This is a genomic window from Ruegeria sp. YTSC004 (assembly GCF_059609805.1).
The window spans coordinates 76728-95983 of the sequence record NZ_JBXWMJ010000001.1 but is presented as its reverse complement, the minus strand read 5'-3'; the positions used below and the strand labels follow the sequence as shown (position 1 = coordinate 95983).

At 54.3% G+C, this 19256-nt stretch carries 17 protein-coding genes and 1 pseudogene; 14 read left to right on the top strand and 4 right to left on the bottom strand.

Annotation, left to right across the window (positions count from 1 at the left end):
• Positions 1-129: 129 nt before the first annotated feature.
• The gene (locus AC2FFP_RS00450) at positions 130-1026 is read right to left on the bottom strand and encodes a LysR family transcriptional regulator (RefSeq protein WP_496843515.1); all 897 of its coding nucleotides are present in this window, start codon (positions 1024-1026) and stop codon (positions 130-132) included.
• Between the two features lie 121 nt (positions 1027-1147).
• Here AC2FFP_RS00450 and AC2FFP_RS00445 point away from each other — a divergent pair, with 121 nt between their 5' ends.
• From AC2FFP_RS00445 to AC2FFP_RS00435, 3 genes are all read left to right on the top strand, one after another.
• Entirely contained in the window at positions 1148-2047 is a 900-nt protein-coding gene (locus tag AC2FFP_RS00445) for a sulfotransferase domain-containing protein (RefSeq protein ID WP_496880615.1), read from the top strand.
• Positions 2048-2177: 130 nt separating this feature from the next.
• Complete coding sequence (locus tag AC2FFP_RS00440) at positions 2178-3947, top strand: adenylate/guanylate cyclase domain-containing protein (RefSeq protein WP_496843513.1); 1770 nt, start codon at positions 2178-2180, stop codon at positions 3945-3947.
• Positions 3948-4555: 608 nt separating this feature from the next.
• Positions 4556-5074, top strand: coding sequence for a redoxin domain-containing protein (locus AC2FFP_RS00435; RefSeq protein ID WP_496769812.1), 519 nt, complete (start codon positions 4556-4558; stop codon positions 5072-5074).
• 24 nt (positions 5075-5098) lie between these two features.
• Here AC2FFP_RS00435 and AC2FFP_RS00430 read toward each other — a convergent pair whose 3' ends face one another.
• Complete coding sequence (locus AC2FFP_RS00430; RefSeq protein ID WP_480793256.1) at positions 5099-5767, bottom strand: GntR family transcriptional regulator; 669 nt, start codon at positions 5765-5767, stop codon at positions 5099-5101.
• A 322-nt stretch (positions 5768-6089) separates the two neighbouring features.
• Here AC2FFP_RS00430 and AC2FFP_RS00425 point away from each other — a divergent pair, with 322 nt between their 5' ends.
• The 9 genes and pseudogenes from AC2FFP_RS00425 to AC2FFP_RS00385 all read left to right on the top strand — a co-directional run bounded on the left by AC2FFP_RS00425 (position 6090) and on the right by AC2FFP_RS00385 (position 13636).
• Positions 6090-7064, top strand: coding sequence for a TRAP transporter substrate-binding protein (locus tag AC2FFP_RS00425; protein WP_496769811.1), 975 nt, complete (start codon positions 6090-6092; stop codon positions 7062-7064).
• A gap of 76 nt (positions 7065-7140) precedes the next feature.
• Positions 7141-7674: a TRAP transporter small permease gene (locus AC2FFP_RS00420; RefSeq protein WP_496721847.1), complete on the top strand. Its 534-nt coding sequence runs from the start codon at positions 7141-7143 to the stop codon at positions 7672-7674.
• A gap of 2 nt (positions 7675-7676) precedes the next feature.
• Positions 7677-8963: a TRAP transporter large permease gene (locus AC2FFP_RS00415; RefSeq protein WP_010437285.1), complete on the top strand. Its 1287-nt coding sequence runs from the start codon at positions 7677-7679 to the stop codon at positions 8961-8963.
• A gap of 19 nt (positions 8964-8982) precedes the next feature.
• The gene (locus tag AC2FFP_RS00410; protein WP_496721849.1) at positions 8983-9402 is read left to right on the top strand and encodes a GlcG/HbpS family heme-binding protein; all 420 of its coding nucleotides are present in this window, start codon (positions 8983-8985) and stop codon (positions 9400-9402) included.
• Positions 9365-10300, top strand: a complete 936-nt coding sequence (locus AC2FFP_RS00405; RefSeq protein ID WP_496741691.1) for an NAD(P)-dependent oxidoreductase — start codon at positions 9365-9367, stop codon at positions 10298-10300. The genes AC2FFP_RS00410 and AC2FFP_RS00405 overlap by 38 nt, the downstream gene beginning before the upstream one ends.
• 53 nt (positions 10301-10353) lie before the next feature.
• Positions 10354-11097: an SDR family NAD(P)-dependent oxidoreductase gene (locus tag AC2FFP_RS00400; protein WP_496780446.1), complete on the top strand. Its 744-nt coding sequence runs from the start codon at positions 10354-10356 to the stop codon at positions 11095-11097.
• 72 nt (positions 11098-11169) lie between these two features.
• The gene (locus tag AC2FFP_RS00395) at positions 11170-12093 is read left to right on the top strand and encodes a sugar kinase (protein ID WP_496843510.1); all 924 of its coding nucleotides are present in this window, start codon (positions 11170-11172) and stop codon (positions 12091-12093) included.
• A 40-nt stretch (positions 12094-12133) separates the two neighbouring features.
• Entirely contained in the window at positions 12134-12853 is a 720-nt protein-coding gene (locus tag AC2FFP_RS00390; RefSeq protein ID WP_496880614.1) for a ribonuclease activity regulator RraA, read from the top strand.
• Between the two features lie 78 nt (positions 12854-12931).
• Positions 12932-13636: pseudogene (locus AC2FFP_RS00385) on the top strand (IS6 family transposase).
• Positions 13637-13779: 143 nt separating this feature from the next.
• Here the strand turns inward: AC2FFP_RS00385 and AC2FFP_RS00380 are convergent.
• Positions 13780-15417 (bottom strand): GMC family oxidoreductase, encoded by a 1638-nt coding sequence (locus tag AC2FFP_RS00380; protein WP_496769804.1) that lies wholly within the window; start codon positions 15415-15417, stop codon positions 13780-13782.
• A 10-nt stretch (positions 15418-15427) separates the two neighbouring features.
• A complete protein-coding gene (locus AC2FFP_RS00375; RefSeq protein ID WP_496769802.1) occupies positions 15428-16528 on the bottom strand; it encodes a LacI family DNA-binding transcriptional regulator in 1101 nt (366 codons plus the stop codon).
• A gap of 166 nt (positions 16529-16694) precedes the next feature.
• On the opposite strand from AC2FFP_RS00375, the gene AC2FFP_RS00370 reads away from it, so the two are divergent.
• On the top strand, positions 16695-18161 hold the full coding sequence (locus AC2FFP_RS00370) for an aldehyde dehydrogenase family protein (protein WP_496769800.1): 1467 nt from the start codon (positions 16695-16697) through the stop codon (positions 18159-18161).
• Between the two features lie 54 nt (positions 18162-18215).
• On the top strand, positions 18216-19190 hold the full coding sequence (locus AC2FFP_RS00365) for an ABC transporter substrate-binding protein (RefSeq protein ID WP_496769796.1): 975 nt from the start codon (positions 18216-18218) through the stop codon (positions 19188-19190).
• Positions 19191-19256 lie beyond the last annotated feature (66 nt).

The window sequence follows — 19256 nt, the reverse complement described above, 5'->3', positions numbered from 1 at the left end:
AATTCGTCTGACAGCACCGGTGCGTCTTCGGGATGCGAAGCTCAGCTGCAGGCCTTGCCGCTCAATACGTATTGGACCAATTTATGAAATCCAAAAAGATGCTGCCTTCTACATTGATCTAACCGAACATTAATTACGCTCAAACTTTTTAAAGTGTTGGCCGGCAAAAGCCATGAAGCTTCGAACCGCCGGGCGTCTGTAACTTTCCTGAGAAGCGACCAACCAAAGAGTATGGTGAAGCTCATCGTGCTGGAAGCACCGCACGAGATCGGGATGCGCATCACCTGTCACACATGGTAGCAACCCTAGACCGACCCCTGTTTGCAAAGCCGCAACCATGCTGGCTACGGCGTTAACCTGATAAAGAACCTGACTGTCTTTGAGTTGCAGGTTTAACCAATCGACCGCTTTCATAACTTTCGCGACATCGTTTGAATAAACTAGGAACTTATGGTTTTTTATCTCTTTAAGTGTTTTTGGCGCCGTGTATTTTTGATCGTAGGACTGGCTGCAGTAAACGCCTAAGGGGAACCTGGCAAGTTTCTTGGCGACGAGCGCATCACCCGAAATCTCGTCCAATGGTCGAAGTGCCAGATCGGCCTTTCCGGTCTCGAGAGGTGGCTGATCCTTTTTCCAAGCGACGTCGATCATCAACTCAAATGCAATGTCCGCGTTCTTTTCCCGAAAGCTTGATACCAAACCAACGCCAAATCGCTGCATAGCCTCAGCGTTACCGGCAAAACGGATCACACCTTGATCATCACGCGTCAGCTGTTCGGCGGTCGAAATTACCGATGTTGCTGAATTCCGCATGGTTCTAGCTACATCCAGTAGCACCATGCCCTGAGCTGTTATTTCATATCCGCGATTGTCACGATCAAATAGCTTTAACTTCAAAGAGTGCTCAAGCGCATCAATACGGCGAGCTACTGTTGTTTGGTTCAGTCCAACAACACTGGCTGCTGCGAGTGTCGACCCTTCCTCAGCTACCGCGAGAAAAACTCTAATGTCATTCCAATTGAACATCGCCGGTCTCTCACACGTCAGTCTGCAGGAATGCAGAATAGCACATCACTATTCTGTATTTGTGCAGAGGGGGCTTGTAGGTATCCTAGCACCCAACTGTTGAACTTGCGAGGATCCTGCAGTGCGCGGCTTACCGGAAAAAACCCGAGACATTCATAATCATCACATCGATAGCACAGTGTGGGAAGACGTAAGGTTTCGCGACGACGACATCATCATTGGGACTTATGCAAAGTCAGGAACCACTTGGATGCAACAGATCGTGGGTCAGCTTTTGTTTGATGCACAAGAAGGAATTGCCGTTTCAGAAATGAGCCCTTGGGTCGACCTGCGCGTCCCGCCAAAAGAAGTGAAACTCGCAATGATCGAGGCGCAGACCCATCGCCGCTTTATGAAAACGCATTTACCCGTCGATGCGCTCGTGTTCCATGACAAATGCAAGTACATTTATGTTGGGCGCGACGGGCGCGATATTGTCTGGTCGTTGTATAACCATCATGCAAACGCAAACGAAGCTTGGTACGACGCGCTGAACAATTCGCCGGGGCGCGTAGGGCCGGCTATTGGCGCGCCTGCACGCTCAGAGATCGAGTATTTCCAGCATTGGTTGGAAAACGACGGCGCGCCGTTTTGGTCATTCTGGGAAAGCGTCCGCTCGTGGTGGGAGATAAGGGACCTGCCAAATGTGTTGCTGGTTCATTTTTCTGATTTGAAGGCTGATCTGGAAGGACAAATGTCTCGGATAGCCGACTTCATCGATGTGACCGTTGACGAAGAGACAATGGAACGCGCTCTTGAACACTGCTCGTTCGACTATATGAAAACAAACGCAGCTCAATCGGCGCCTTTAGGAGGTGCATTTTGGCAGGGAGGCGCCCGCACATTTATTCACAAAGGGATGAATGGCCGGTGGCGGGATACATTGCCGCAATCCCTCATAGATAAGTATGAAGAGACTGCAAAAACTCAACTTGGAGTGGAATGTGCCCGATGGATTATGTCCGGTAGCCAACAGGGCTGATCAGGCATCACCGAGTGATCGCAAACCGTGACTGCGAAGCCTCGGAAAAGGTCGCGCACAGCAGCGCGCTAGACGTTGTTCTTGTTGAGTTTAATCCAGAACTCCAAACGAACCGGTGGGGTGCGAAGCAATGCTGGAGAATCGCAAGCTTGCAGCGATCTTGGTAACTGACATAGTTGGTTTCAGTCGTCTGACGGGTGCTGACGAAGAAGGCACTCTCGCCCGACTAAGAACCCTTCGTAGCGAGGTCGTCGAGCCGGCAATCGATGTACACAAAGGTCGCCTGGTGAAGCGAACCGGAGACGGATCGCTCATTGAATTCCGAAGTGTGGTAGAGGCTGTAAGATGCGCTATCGCAATCCAACGTGCGATGAACGAAAGAAATGCCGGTGTACCTCAGGAGCGCCGCGTAGACTTCCGGATGGGGATTCATCTCGGAGATGTCGTCGAAGAAGGCGACGGTGATCTTATGGGGGACGGCGTCAACATCGCTGCGCGTCTGGAAAGTATTTCTGATCCTGGTGCCATCTGCATATCTGAAGACGCCTATCGTCAGGTTCGGGCCCGGCTCGACTTGTCAGTTACGGACTTGGGAACGAAATCGCTAAAGAACATCAGCGAACCCTTAAAGGTCTATGCGTTGGAAGTCGGAAGTCCCGCTGACCCTCCAACCGGCGAATATGCCAATAATGTCCGGAATGCTCTTGATAAGCCATCTATCGCAGTTCTGCCTTTTTCAAATATGTCTGGAGACGCCGATCAGGAATACTTCGTGGACGGAATGGCAGAAGACATCCTCACGGCTTTGTCCAGATTCGAGCAGCTTTTTGTAATCGCGAGGAACTCCAGTTTCGTTTACAAAGGCAGCGCCGTTGACATAACGCAGGTTGGACGCGATCTCGGCGTGAGATATGTGCTGGAAGGCAGCGCCCGAAGATCGGGTGACCGAATTCGGATTACAGGTCAATTAATTGACGCAAAGACGGGAAATCACCTTTGGGCCGAGAAGTTTGACGGAGTGTTCAATGATGTCTTTGCACTTCAAGACAAAGTCACCGCCAAGGTCGTAGGCGCCTTAGAACCGACGATACGTAAAGCTGAAATTGAACGCGCACGCCGAAAACCGGTGGAGCACATGGCGGCTTACGATCTCTATCTCCAGGCGCTGCCTCATGTCTATGCATCTCATTCTGATGCCAACCTTAAAGCGCTTGAGTTGTTGACCAAGGCGACCGACATAGATCCAGATTTTTCGCCTGCCTTGGCACACATCGGCTGGTGTTTAGTGCAGCGTGCGACTCGACTGTGGGCGCCATTTGGTGATGATGATGTTGGCCTGGCGGTTTCAAAGGCTCGCCGAGTGTTAACCAACGAAAGCGATGATGCGCATTCGATTGTTCTTGGTGGGTTCGTCCTTGCTATGACTGGCACGGACTATTTGTCAGGCTTAGACGCCGTAAAGCGGGCCGTGGAAATCAATCCGGGTTCCGGTTTCGTCAATGCGATGGCAGGCTGCGCTCTTGTATTTGGCGACGAACTCAGCGACGGCCTTGATCTACTGGGCCGTGCACTTGATCTTTGCCCGAAAGATCCGAATTATTTCGGCTACCTAACTGTCACTGCCTTTGGTCACCTGGTTGCAGGTGCACCAGAACGAGCACTGGAACTGGCACAGCGTGCTCTGGCGATGAGCTCTGGATGGGATTCTACTTATTGGGTCTTGATAACAATTTACGCGAAGCTCGAACGACTAGATGATGCAAAAAATGCTGCTGAAGAACTGCTAGGAAAACACCCAGATGTGACGACGACGCGATACGAGCAAGTACTGCCAATTAGGAGTGCCGAGGCGCGGCGACTGGTTCTCGATAGCTTGCAAAAAGCCGGAGTCCCGTCTTGAGGAATTGGTATCCGCAAGAGATTGCTAACGGAAGCTTGGCGGGGCAAAGCTAACATTGAAGCAACGCTTATGAAGGACCGCTTCGTCCGCACAGCGGAAGTGGACCGGTTTTCCGTAAGTGTCCGCTTTTGGTGAAAGCAGTCGTTCAGGACAAAAACTTCGAATTTCCGGTCGTGAACGGCAGCTCAACGCGTCAAAGCTGACGTTTGAGAGAATCGGTCCAATGACTGCGGTGAGCCTAAAGTTACAGTTAAGTAGTAACGGTGACGTTGTGGATTTCACCAGGCAGATCGTTTGATCGTTCTGGTCTCGATTGTAAAGGTTTCTTGGGGGCCACAGGTGATCAGCTCGCGTTGAATTCGACACAAGTACGCTGGTTGCGCTCACACCTGTTACGGCATTAGAAGCGCGGCTGCAACGAGGGCCGTAGAGTGACGGCGGGTAAGTATCGGTGATTCCTCGTTAACTGACAGCAATCTTAGATCGAGCGTGCCTTTCAAGCACTAAATAATATCGCGATCTTGGTTTCAATAATTGCCTTGACGTGACATGAACTAAGCTAACGGTATCCGCGCAAAGCCTTTGTTTGTAGAAGAAAGGAACGACTCATGACCTCAGCCAAACCAAATGTTGGCGCGCAAATCGAGCAAATGAGTTTTTTTAGGCTGGGGTCTGAGGGCAAGGTTACGATCGGTCAACAAAAAGACCGCTGGACCATGTTGTTTGTTTATCGAGGCAAGCATTGTCCTCGCTGCAAGCGCTTCTTGAACAAGTTGAATGCGGCGCTGTCAGCATGGGCTGACGTTATGGACGTTATCGTTGTCTCTGCCGACACCAAAGAAAAAGCTGCGGCGGACAAAGCAGAATTTGGCTGGGATTTTGATCTTTGTTATGGAATGACCGAAGCGCAAATGCGCTCGCTTGGTCTTTTTGTGTCATCACCTCTGTCTGATGCAGAAACTACAGGTCTATTCGCCGAACCTGGTGCGTTTGGTATCCGTCCGAACGGGACGCTGATGTTGGTCGATATCTCAAACGGCCCAGCAGCACGCCCCGATTTGGAAGAGCTTTTGGACGGCATGAAATTCAATATTGATAATGACCGTCCGGAACGAGGAACGGCCTGAGACCAACAGATCGCATGGCCTCGGTTACTCAAAGTAGCCTGGGTGCGTCTTGTGAATGAAGTCGATGGTTTCGTCGAGGCGGGACAGGTGTGTTCTGACAGCGGCTTGCGCTTGATCATGGTCTCCTGCCGCCATGGCCTGTGCAATCTCTCGGTGATCGGCGAGGATGGCGTCTGCGGCACTGCCCTTTTCAAGACTGAGCATACAAAGCCGGTCAACCTTTTGCTTGGATTCTAGCATTACATCAAATGCCATCGGATTGCCGCTGAGCACGTAGATCAGTTTGTGAAAATCATAGTCCAGCGCGTGAAACGCCGATAGATCACCGTCACTGATCGCCTGCTCTTGTAAGGCGAGATTTTCCGCAAGTTTTGCTTCACGTGTTGCGTCCCAGACTTCCATTGCTCGATGGACGATCTCCAGCTCCACCGCCATTCGAACCAATCGAGCGAGAGCCACACGCTCCATAGAAAACCCTCGAACTACGGTCGCCTTTTGTGGTCGTATTAAGAGCAGATCTTCGTTGCCGAGCCTTGTGAATGCGTTGCGAACCGGTTGGCGTGATACGCCGAATCGGCTGGCTACCTCTGTTTCGGATAGCTTTGTACCGGGAAGAATTTCAAGCGAAACGATCTCGTCGTGTAGCGCTTCATAGACCGCATCGGTTGTGGTTCGTCTGACAATTTCTTCCACGGTATGTTGCTTGCGCCCTCTGTCTTAGTCACGTTTCAAATTACAGATCCACTGTTATGGCATTGAAACAAATAGAATATTCTATTTTGTTTTGCTTGAGTGAACCAATGTAGGCCTGTCACCTATCAAATGCCCTGCGCTTTCGACTGTCAAGCAATCTGACATACTAAAAGCCTACAGTTGACATAACTTGGATACTAGTGTCCCTTTAAGGGCAGCAGCGATTCTGGTTCTTGGGGGAAATCGAAAGCTACGTGGCTTACGGTCTCTGAAATTCCATGAAAGCCAAATCCTGTCCAAAAATAACCGGGGAGGAGAACCCATGACTTTCACGAAATCGTTCTTTGCGACTGCGACCGCTGTGGCATTCATTGCAACGTCAGTTTCAGCTGACACCTGGCGTGCCTGGAATATCCACAACGACGGCCATCCCAACACGGCTGCAATGGACAAGTTTGCCGAACTGGTTGACGCCGCTACAGACGGCGAAGTTACCGTCGATGTGTTCCACGGTGGTGTTCTTGGTTCCCAACCGGATGCCCTAGAACAGGTTCGTATCGGCGCAATCGAGGTTGGTAACTTCAACCTCGGTCCCATTGGCCCAATGGTGAAAGAAGCTAACCTTGTATCGCTTCCTTTCATCTTCAAAGATGTGCCGCACATGTTCCGCGTGCTGGACGGCGACGCCGGTGAGGTTGTTTCAGCTGCGATGGGTGAAGCAGGTGTTCTGCCACTGGCATGGTTCGATGCCGGTGCGCGTTCTTTCTACAGCCAAAAGCCGATCAACACGCCCGCAGATGTCGAAGGTCTGAAAATCCGTGTGATGAACAACGATCTTTATACATCTATGATTTCAGCTATGGGCGGTAACCCGTCTCCAATGGCATTCTCCGAAGTTCAGCAAGCGCTGAAAACCGGCGTTGTTGATGGTGCGGAGAACAACTTCCCGTCGTTCAAGAATGTCGGTCACTATGAAGTGACCACAAATTATTCTTTGTCCGAACACCTGATTATCCCCGAGTGTATCTGCGTGAACACGACCAAATTCAATGCGCTTTCTCCTGAATTGCAAGCCGCTGTGCGCGGTGCCGCAGAAGAAGCCGCATTGGTCCAGCGTGAGCTTTGGGCAATTGGTTCTGAACAAGCGCGTAAAGATGTTGAAGCGGCCGGCATCACCGTAAATGAAATCGCCGACAAAGGCCCATTCCAGTCCGCAATGGATTCGGTTTATGCAGACTACTTGGCTGCAAATCCTGATATGAAAGCGTTGGTAGAAATGGCGCAAGCCACTGAATAAGTTGTCTTAACAGTTCAACTTTGAGCGCCCGGCTCCGCCAATTGGATGCCGGGCGTTTTGTCTCAGAGGAAATCCAATGCAAGAGCCCGATACCTCCCCTGCCGCCATGCGCAACATGGACAGGATTCTTGATCTGCTCGCACGAGTTTGCATGTTGCTGTCTGGCGTCGCCATTGTGGTTATGACTGCGATCTTTGCCTGGCTGGTGTTCGGGCGCTACGTTCTGAACAACACGCCCACTTGGGTTGAGCAGGTTTCACTGCTTTTGGTTATGGTCATCGCGTTTCTCGGGGCGGCTGCGGGTGTGCACAATCACACGCACCTCTCTGTTGTCGTGTTCCGCAATTTAGTCCCACCCTCTGTGCGAACGGTATTCGTCGTGCTCACTGATGTCCTGATGGCAGGTTTCGGTGGCATGATGTTTTGGTACGGGATCGAGCTGACAATATTCAAATGGAACACCCTGATCCCGCTCATCCAATGGTCAGAGGGCTTGCGCTCCTTGCCACTGACAATCAGCGGCGCGTTGGTGTTCCTTTTTTCCACTGGCCATCTGATCCGCCTGTTTCTGGGCCGAGACGAACGCCAAGACAACATAGATCAGGGATAGTCATGGGACTCATGATTCTGTTGGGGGTTTTTGCCCTATGTGTCATCATCGGCGCTCCAGTGGCATACGCCCTTGGTATCGCTGCATTGGCTTCCTTTTGGTTTGAAGGATTGCCGATGTTTGTTGGGTTCCAGCGTATCGTGTCCGGGATCAACGTCTTTTCCCTAATGGCGATCCCGTTTTTTATCTTTGCGGGCGAGCTGATGTTTCACGGTGGAATCGCGATCCGGTTGGTTCGGTTTGCGCAGGCCGCCGTAGGCGCTGTGCGCGGTGGGCTTGGTATCGTCAATGTCTTCTCGTCCATGTTGTTTGGTGGCATTTCCGGATCGGCAATTGCAGATATCTCGGCGCTTGGGTCAATCCTGATCCCGGTGATGAAAGACAAAGGTTATGATGCCGACTATGCGGTGAACGTCACAGTGACATCATCAATTGCCGGGATCATCATCCCTCCCAGCCACAACATGATCATCTTTGCCCTTGCAACAGGCGGTGCAGTTTCAATCTCAAAACTGTTCCTGGCCGGAGTTGTGCCCGGTGTCCTTATGTGTTGCTGCCTTGCGATTGCCGCCTATGTCGTGGCGGTCAAGCGCGGCTATCAGGCCGAACAGTTTCCGGGTTGGACCGCACTGGCCATCGCCTTTGTTGGATCGATCCCTGGCTTGTTGACGGCCGTGATCATTGTTGGAGGGGTCTTGTCAGGCGTCTTTACGGTCACTGAATCCGGCGCGTTCGGGGCAATGTATGCCTTTGTGGTGACGCTTATTGTCTATCGCAGCCTGTCCTGGGAAAACTTCAAAACCGCCGTTATCTCTTCGGTGCGCACAACGTCTATGGTGATGATCCTGATCGCCTGTGCCGGTGCCTTTGCCTATATGCTGACGTTCAACCGGGTGCCGACAAAAACAGTCGAATTCCTGTTGGGTATCACAGAAAACCCGATCCTGATCTTGTTGATGATCAACGCTGTGCTGTTGCTCTTAGGGATGATCATGGACATGGCCGCGTTGATCCTGATCTGCACACCGATTTTCCTGCCGGTGATGAACATGCTGGGCATCGACCCGCTACAGTTCGGCATGATCCTTTTGGTGAACCTCGGTCTTGGTCTTTGCACACCACCTGTCGGGACCTGTCTCTTTGTGGGGTGTGCTGTTGGAAAACTACCGATGGAGAAAGCGGTCAAAACGATTTGGCCTTTCTACCTCGCCATCTTTGCCGCGCTCATGCTGATCACTTTTGTACCGGCAATATCGCTGACACTGCCGAACTTGATCATTGGTCCCTAAATCAAAGGAGAATGAGGCGATGCTGACACTAAGACGCCTGGACATAGATGACGCGGGCAAGTTGATCGCAGGAGCGCGAGCCAAGGCGCAGGAAATTGGTGTACCGATGTGTATTGCCGTCACAGACGAAAGCGGCAACCTCATCGCGTTTGAGCGGATGGATGGTGGCAAGATTACCAGCATCATTTTGGCCATCGACAAGAGTTTCACTGCAACCGGTATCCAAAAAGGAACCGATGCTCTTGGTGAAGCAAATCAGCCTGGCATGGCCGCACACGGAATATCCTCAACGCTGGGCGGACGAATGGTGACCGTTGCAGGTGGCCTTCCCGTGACGGTCGACGGACAGGTGGTTGGGGGGATTGGTGTCAGCTCGGGTTCGCCAGCTCAGGATCTCGAAGTTGCACAGGCAGGGGTCACGGCACTCTGCGAAGCCTAATTGGAAAGAGTTTAAGGAGTCAGATATGACAAAACCCGTCATCGGTTTCATCGGCCTCGGTCTTATGGGCGGTAACATGGCAGAGTGCCTGCAAAACAACAGTTTTGATCTGGTTGTTATGGGTCGGAACAAGGAAGCCGTCGCAGCCACAGTCAACCGCGGTGCTGTAGAGGTTACAACGCCACGAGAGCTTGCTGAAAACAGCGATATCGTGATGCTTTGTGTAACAACATCGGATGTCGTCGAGAGCCTGATCTACGGCGATGACGGCATCCTGGCAGGCATCAAAGATGGTGCTGTGGTCATTGACTTTGGTACCTCGATCCCAGCGTCCACACGCAAAATCGGCACAGACTTGGCCGCAAAAGGTGCTGGTATGATTGATGCGCCGCTGGGACGCACACCCGCGCACGCCAAGGATGGTTTGCTGAACATTATGGCAGCGGGCGATATAGCCACCTTTGAGAAGGTGAAACCTGTCCTGGATGTACTGGGGGAAAATGTCTTTCACCTCGGCGAGCTGGGTGCGGGCCATGTGACCAAGCTCATCAACAATTATATGGGCATGACGACAGCTTGCACCATGAGCCAAGCCTTTGCTGTGGCTGAACGCTCAGGTGTAAACAAACAGCAGCTTTTTGACATCATGTCAGCTGGACCGTCCAATTCCCCTTTTATGCACTTTTGTAAGAACTACGCGGTGGATGGTGTCAGCGATTTGGGGTTTTCGATTAACAACGCCAACAAGGATCTTGGTTACTTCCTGAAGCTGGCCGAGGACGTGGGCACTCGTGCCGAGATCGCTGAAGGAACCGCGAACAACCTTCAGGCAGCCGCGGACGCAGGCATGGGCGACGGCAACGTGCCGGAAATCTTCGACTATTTTGCCAAGCTTTAGCGTCAGATCCATCAGTCACGCATAGCAGCACCAATTGAACGGGAAAAGCAACCATGAAACTTCAGGGAAAGACCGCAATTGTCACGGGTGGTGGCCGCGATATCGGGCGCGCCTGCGCTGTCAAACTCGCCTCCGAAGGGGTGAATGTCGCGGTGAACTACTTCGCCAGTAGTGCCGGCGCCGAGGAAACCGTAGCCGAGATCAAAAAGATCGGTGGACAGGCGTTTGCAATGCAAGGCGACCTGAACAAACCCGAAGAGGTCGATGCGTTGATCGCCAAGACGGTCGATACCTATGGCAGCCTGGACATTCTGGTGAACAATGCCGGAGGTTTGATCGCGCGCAAGAAAATCGCCGAGATGTCGCTTGAGCATTGGCAGGCTGTCATGGATCTCAACCTGACCAGCACGTTTCTTATGGTCAAAGCGGCACTGCTGCATATGAAATCCGGGGCCATTGTAAACATCGCCAGTCAGGCGGGTCGCGACGGTGGTGGCCCGGGTGCGTCGGCTTATGCAACGTCAAAAGGCGGGGTCATGACGCTCACCCGTAGTCTTGCAAAAGAACTGGGTCCTGATATCCGTGTCAACGCAATCTGCCCAGGCATGATCGACACGGATTTCCATAACATACATACTCCCGATGCAGGCCGTCGGGGGCTAGAAGCTGCTGCGCCGCTCAAGCGGCAAGGCCAGTCTCAGGACGTTGCGAACCTCGTGGCGTTTCTGGCAAGCGAGGACTCGGCTTATCTGACCGGGACCAATGTCGATATTAATGGTGGGATGCTGTTCTCGTGACCACTGCAGAACAGGTTACCTAATTGTCGAACGCTACCGTTTGTCAAACTTCGAAGTACTGGAAACCGGAATATGCGAATTCTCGCGATAGGTGAATGCATGGCCGAAATGGCTCCAACTGACGCGCCAAGCACGTATCAAATGGGGTTCGCCGGAGACACGTTCAATACAGCTTGGTATCTGGCCCAACTCACACCCGAAACGCCCTTGTCCTATTTTACCGCCGTCGGAGATGATGCCATCTCGTCCCGGATGCTGGTTGCGATGCGCGAAAGCGGGGTCAACACCCAGCAGGTGCGGATCGTGCCAAACCGTTCAGTGGGGTTGTATCTTATCACGCTAAACAATGGAGAACGCAGCTTTACCTATTGGCGCGGCCAGTCGGCCGCACGCCTGTTGGCCCAAGACAAGCAAGCACTTGCCCGCGCCATGACGCAATCAGATCTCATCTATTTCTCGGGCATCACTCTGGCAATCTTGAACCCTGAAGGGCGCGCCGCCTTGCTCGACGTTGCTCAGTCAGCGCGGCGCGCCGGAAAACGGATTGCCTTCGACCCCAATCTGCGCCCGCATCTTTGGGACAGCCCCTCTGAGATGACCGAGAACATCATGCAGGCCGCCGCAGTTAGCGATATCGCTTTGCCATCGTTCGAGGACGAGGCACGTTGGTTCAGCGACCAGGAACCCGCGGCCACTTTGCAGCGCTATGCAAGGGCGGGCGCGGAAACGATCGTTGTCAAGAATGGCGCAGAAACGGTCCTTTATCGTACTCGCGGCGCAGAGGGCTCTGTCCATGTTCCGCCTCTGGCCTCGGTTGTGGATACGACTGCTGCAGGCGACAGTTTCAACGCTGGCATTCTGGCGGGGCTGGCAACGGATACACCCTTACCTGACAGCTTAGCACTGGCCTGCAAACTGGCAGGGCATGTCGTGCAAGGCAAAGGTGCACTTGTTCCCATCAACCAAAGCCTGCTCGATAGTTGCCTACAGCCTTAGCAGAAGGATCCAGCCCTTGCCGAACCCTCAGCCTGCCGAAATGATCAAACTGCATCCGGATACGCTTGATCGCTTGTCAAAGGTCAGCACAGCGACTGTAGCCACGCTGCTTTACAAACGCGGTTATCAAAACGCCTATGTTCAAGGCGTTGCCCCATTGGGCAAGGGTAGGCCCTCCCTTGTCGGCCCGGCTTTTACACTGCGCTACATTCCTGCACGGCCTGACACCGACCCGATCGAGGCGTTTCGTGAGCCAGATCACCCGCAGCGCGTGGCCGTGGAAACATGTCCTGAACGCGCGGTATTGGTCATGGATTGTCGGCAGGATGCATCGGCGGCCTCGGCAGGTTCGATCCTTTTGACGCGACTAGAAATGCGCGGAGCAGCGGGCGTTGTCACGGATGGTGGCATTCGCGACGCCGACGGTGCCGCAGCACTTGAGATGCCAGTCTTTGCCGCAAAACCATCTGCCCCAACCAACCTTACGAAACATCATGCGGTTGATGTCGGTTTGCCAATCGGGTGTGGCGGCGTGGCGGTCTATCCTGGTGACATCGTTCTGGGTGACAGCGATGGTGTCATGATTATCCCACGTCACCTCGCCGATGACATTGCGATCGAGGCAGGCCCAATGGAGTTGTTCGAACGCTTCGTTCTGGAAGAAGTGCGAAAAAACACCCCCGTAATCGGACTTTATCCTGCAACCGACCCAGACGTTCTTGAACGATTTGAGGTCTGGCGCGCAAGGCTCTCTGACTGATGTCTGAATCGCTGCAATGTAGGTTTTGTCAGAAGAACTTGGCTTGAGGCGGGCAGGGGGCATTCATAGCCTTTGTGGATGGAAAGACGATCACCATTTAAATGCTTCAAAACCAGTCCCGAGATCATCCGCTTTGCGGTGATGCTGTACATCCTTTCCCGCTCTCGCTTCGGAATGTCGAAGATCTGGTGCACGAGCGAGGCATCGACGTGAGCCACGAAACTGTTCGATTTTGGTGGCACAGGTTTGGCCCGATGTTTGCTGCTGATATAAGGCGGAAACGTGTTCAGCTGCTGCGCGCGTTCTCCAAATGGAAGTGGCACGTCGACGAGGTCTTCGTGAAGGTAAATGGCAAGCGGCATTATATTTGGCGGGCCGTTTATCAGGAAGGCGAGGTACTGGAAGCTGTTGTCACCAAGCGCCAAAACAATGCTGCAGCATTGAAATTCCTTGAGAAATTGATGAAGCGACACGGCAAAGCGGAAACCATCGTCACGGATCGCTTTGCCTCATACAGAGCCGCTCTCAGAGAACTGGGCGCGCTTGAAAAACAACAGACGGGCAGGTGGCTCAACAACCGCGTCGAGAATTCGCACCTGCCGTTTCGACGACGCGAACGCGTAATGCAGCGGTTCAGGCGGGTGCGAAGTTTACAGACATTCGCCTCCGTCCATTCCTCCGTCTACAACCACTTTAACAAGGAGCGATCTCACCAGCAGAGATACATTCAAGCTGACCCGCGCCGCCGCCCTTAGAGAGTGGCGTCAACTTTGTTCCGGATAGGTTCGCGGTTTCCGCGGCAAACTGAGGCTAGTTCGAATTAGTCGGAAAACATCTAGGAAAATCCGTTTTCGGTCGGGCGGGCAGCGCGACGCCATTTTTTGCGCCAGAAATCGGATCAATGACGGACGACGCCGCAGCTTAGGTTAAGAATTGCGTCCCTCGCGTGCTGATCCGATGCCAAGGATCAGGTCGGCGCATCGTTCGCCAAGCATCATGGCAGGTGCGTTTGTGTTGCCGGCGTTGATGTCAGGCACTGCGGACATGTCGCAAACCCGTAAGCGCTCGATCCCGCGCACACGCATTCTGGCGTCCAGCACTGCCATACCGTCGCCGTCCCGGCCCATTTTGGCAGTGCCCGCCGGGTGATAGTTGGTTTTTACGAATCTCTTACAATGTGCTCGCAGCGTCTGTTCGTCGTCCGCTATCGGAATGACGATTTCGCGGATCCTTTGTGCAAGCGGGCCGGACGTGAATGCCTGGCGAAAGAACCGCTGTCCCCGGATCATCTCTTGCATGTCGTCTTCATGCTTCAGAAGGTTGGGCGAGACCACAGGCATGGCGAGAGGATCGTTCGAACGAAGCTGAACCTCTCCGCGTGATTTCGGTTTCACCACGACGGTCGTAACGGTCAGGCCAAAGTCATCCTGCACCTCGTCCAGCGCGTCGCGATCCAGATATACGATGGGAACGCAAAAGGCTTGGATGGTTGGTTCTCCATCAGGAGCCGAAGGATTGACGAACGCGCCGGCTTCGACCCCGGCCGAAGTCACGGGGCCGCTGCCGAACAGTTTGAACTGTATGCCGTTTCGCAGCATCCGCCAGCCTTCACCTTGTTTGAAATATCCGTATGGACCGTTTGCAAAGGCGGTGATTGGAACTTCGGGGTGGTCGATCAAGTTCTGGCCGACCCCAGGCACTGAGCAGACCACGGGAATATCGTGTTCGGCAAGATGTGCATCCGGTCCGATACCCGACAGCAATAGGATTTTCGGCGTGACCAGAGCGCCCGCCGCAAGGACAATCTCACCATCACACTGGACGGTGTGGAACCCGTGTTTGTCGCGATACTGCACACCGACAGCCCTGTCGTTTTCGACAATGACTTTGCTGACCGTTGCGCCAAGCCGGACGATCAAATTAGAGTTTTTCTCGAGAGGGTCGAGGAAAGCATAAGCTGACGAGCTGCGCTTTCCGGCGCGATTGGTGAATTGATAGAAGCCGACACCGCGCTGTGTTGCGCCGTTGAAGTCAGTGTTGAATGGTTCGCCAAGGGCCTGCACCGACTGAACGAACCAACGGGACATTTCGTCGATATGCCCCGGATCCGAGACCTGCAGCGGACCGTTGCTGCCATGCAGGTCATTGTGAAGTCTGTTGTTGTCTTCCATCCTGCGGAAATAGGGCAGCACATCGTCCCATCCCCAACCAACCCTGTCGTTGGTATTTCGGAGTAGGTCGTTCCAAGCGTCATAATCGGAAGGGCGACCGCGCATATAGACCTGCGCATTCACGGACGACCCGCCGCCAAGTACGTTGGCCTGCGGAATGTCATGCACGCGGCCGTCAAGGTGGTCCTGCGGTTCGGTCTGGTGATAGGTCATGAACTTGGACCCGTTGATCATCTTGAAGATACCCGGCGGCATGTCCAGCAACGGATGGCGGTGCGAATGCCCGGCCTCCAGCAACAGAACCCTGCACTTGCCCTGGTTGACCAGTCGCGCTGCAGCTGCGGCGCCGGCAGAGCCGCCGCCGATTACGATGTGATCGAAGGTTTCCGTCATGATTTCGCCTTCAGGTCCGGCGTTTGGGTTCGCTGATCGAGTCGCGCTCGACCAGTTCGCATTCAAGCTTTACGAGTGGGTGCCTCTGACCATCCGTCGGCCCGTGGAATAGCTGTTCGACGACCCAGCGTCCCATCGCCCGGGTGGGAAGGATCATCGAGGTCAGGGGTGGCGACAGGTGCCGCGCGGTTTCGTCATCGTCAAATCCGATGACCGAGATGTCCTCGGGGATTGAAAGGCCAAGTTCCTTGAGTGCCTCATAGCAACCGATTGCCATGCGGTCATTCTGACAGAAAATGGCGGTTGGCGGAGAGGGCAGATCCATCAATTCACGCGTGGCGGCATATCCGGCGCTGGGCAACCAATTGCCTTCGACAACCAAGTCCTCGTCGAACGGAATGTCGGCGGAAGCCAAGGCGTTTCTGTACCCGGTCGTTCGTCCAGCGGCGCATTCCATGAACGGCTCACCGGTTATTGTGGCGATCCGTTTGTGCCCGGCCTTGATCAGGGCGTTGGTCGCCGTATGTCCAGCAGCGACTTCGCCGGGGATCACCGCAGGAAAGGAGAGGTCGTCGCAAAAGCAGTTCAGTAGCATAACCGGGGTTGCGGTCTGCCTGAGGATTTCCGGAACGACCACCCGCCGGGTGAAAACGGTTGCGTAAATGATGCCCGCAACCTGTTGGTCGAGGAAATACCGGAGCGTATTGGGCTCGACCTCGGGGTCGTTTTGGGTTTCTGCCAGCAATACAAGATTACCGGTGTCCCGAACGGCCTGTTTCACCCCGTTAAAAGCGTTCACCATTTCGGGGCTTGACGCCAGATCATCCACGACGAAAGCGATGGTCCCGTCCAGCGCCGCGGGCCGGCGCGCGCTGTCCTGGGGTTTCCTGAGTTGAGAGGGCATGGCGTATCCAAGCGTGTTGGCGGCATCCAGGACTCGTTGCTTTGTGTCCTCGGAGATTTTGACGGAATCGTTCTTGTTCAGAACCAGCGATACTGTCGTTTGTGAGCATCCGGCGACGCGTGCAATGTCGTGCATCGTTATGCGCTGCCGGCCCGCGACTCGTCCTACACCCCTGTGTTGCCCGGCCTTGTTCGCTTGATCGTTCATCGTTCAACCTTTTTGTTCGTATCCTTTTTATCGACTATGCGGAGGACGTGCAACTAATATTAGTTGATAGTAATTAATATTAGTGTTGACGAAATAATATTATTAGTGTTTTGATCGGTGGTGCGGTCGCCATTGTGGTTTGACCGAGCAAGCGCGGGAGGCGAAATTGCGGTCTGTAGTAGGGGAGCTGGGTCCAGTCGTTCGGCATTCGATGTTCATCGATGGCCGCTTTGTCGACTTTGACGCGGACACGGTTGTTGTCGAAAACCCTGCAAATGAAGAGATCGTTGCGCTGGTTCCAGATGGCGCCGCCGCTCACGCGGATGCGTCGGTCGAGGCGGCCCATCGGGCTTTTGGCTCGTGGTCCTCGCGCCCGGCGATCGAGCGGGCTCGGCTGGTCCTGAGACTCGCTGAGGCCGTCCGGGTCGACGCCGGTCGTTTGGCTGCTCTGATAACCGCCGAGCAGGGCAAGCCGATCTCGCAAGCCCGAGGTGAAGTGGATGCTGCCGTCACCTTTCTTTGCCATGCGGCTGAAGAGGCCCGGAGGATTTCGGGTGACATAGTTGCATCGGACAACGAGTCCGAGGAAATCCAGATCCGGCGTCATCCTTATGGCGTTGTTGTTGCGTTGACAGCCTGGAACTATCCGTTGGCATTGGCCGCCAGGAAGGTCGGACCCGCGCTGGTCGCGGGCAACACCGTTGTTCTGTTGGGGCACGAAATCACGCCGCTGTCCGGTCTTGCGGTCGCCGAGCTTGCCAACAAGGTCGGGTTTCCGCCTGGTGTTCTTAATGTTCTGACAGGCAAGGGGCCGGTGGTAGGGCAGCGGTTGGTCGAACACCCCGATACTTCACTGATTACAATGACCGGCAGCACACGCGCCGGGAAAGAGATTTTTCGCGCTGCGGCCAACCGGATCAAGGTTGTCCGGCTCGAGCTTGGCGGTAAGGCTCCGTTCATCGTGATGGAGGATGCGGATATTGACGCCGCCGTTTCGGCCGCCATTGCCGCCCGGTTTGCCAATTGCGGCCAGATTTGCACCTGCAACGAGCGTATGTATCTGCATCGCGGCATTGCGGATCAGTTCCTGGAAAAATTCGTGTCCGCGGCCCGCGCTTTGTCGATCGGGGATCCGATGGACGACTGCGATTTGGGTCCCAAAGTCAGCAAGGCCGAAGTGACCAAGGTCGTCGAGATCATCCAGCGCAGCATCGCCGAAGGCGCCACGGTTCATCTTGCAGGCGGGCCCCTGACGGACGGGGCGCACCATAAGGGGCACTGGATGTCCCCGACGGTTCTTGAGGTCTCAGACAACGGCAATGCCGCGATGCAAGAGGAGGTCTTTGGCCCCGTGGCGACAGCAATGCGAGTCGATGATTTTGATCAGGCGATAGACGCAGCGAATGACACATCATTCGGGCTGTCTGCCTATCTCTTTACGGCATCGCACCGGCGATTGATGGAAGCCCCGAGCCGTTTGAAGTTCGGCGAATTGTACCTGAACCGCTCCAATGGCGAGGCCGTGCAGGGATTTCATACCGGTTGGGGTATGTCCGGGGTTGGGGGTGAAGACGGCGCTTATGGCTTCGATGGCTATCTGAGGAAGCAGACGACTTACATGAATTGGGCATGACCTAAAACTCGCGGTCAAAACGGAGGCGACCGCACCAATGGAGGAGGAATAACCATGAAACGCAGAACTCTTTTGATCTCGACGGTTGTCGCGGGTGCGCTGTTGGGCACGACTGCGATAGCGCAGGATCTGCCACAGCTTGAGCAGAAGGAGCGCTACAAAGTCGGCTTTGCGCAGATGGAGTCGAACAATCCGTGGCGTATTGCCGAGACCAAATCGTTCCATGACACGGCCGAGGCCTGCGGCTGGGACCTTGTCGCGACGGATGCAGCTGGATCAGCGGCCAAGCAGGTAGCAGATGTGGACAGCATGATCGCACAAGGCATCGACGTTCTGTTTCTGCCTCCAAGGGAAGAAAAGCCACTGATTCCGGCCGTTATGAAAGCACGCGCCGCCGGCATTCCGACTTTTCTCGTGGACCGCTCGGTTGATCCGGCCGTCGCCAAGCCAGGCGAGCATTTCGTAGCATTCCTAGGATCGGACTTCATTGATCAGGGCAACCGGGCCGCGCAATGGCTGATGGACAATTTTGACGGCGACCAGGGCGTTATCGTCCAGTTGGAGGGCACAACTGGTTCTTCACCTGCAAATGACCGTAAAAAGGGTTTCGACGACGCGATCGCAGCGGACGACCGCTTTGAGATCGTGGCTTCTCAGACCGGTGACTTTGCGCGCGATCTGGGTCGTCAGGTGATGGAAACCCTGCTACAGGCGCACCCCGACGTGAACGTGGTCTACGCCCACAATGACGAGATGGCGATCGGCGCGATCCAGGCTCTGGAACTGGCCGGCCGCAAGCCAGGCGAGGACGTGACCATCGTTTCGATTGATGGAACGCGTGATGCGCTTCAGGCAATTATCGATGGCAAGATGGGCGTGACCGTAGAAAGCTCCCCCTTCTTTGGCCCATTGGCTTGTGATGTCATGAAGAAGTATGCGGCGGGCGAGCAGATCCCTGAGTGGGTAAAGGTCGAAGACCGGATCTTTACGCAAGACAACGCCGCTGATCACATCGACGAAGCCTATTGATTCTCCCTGTTGGGTGGTGCTGGCTGAGTGTCAGCGCTGCCCGCAAGCAATTGGAGTACGAGATAT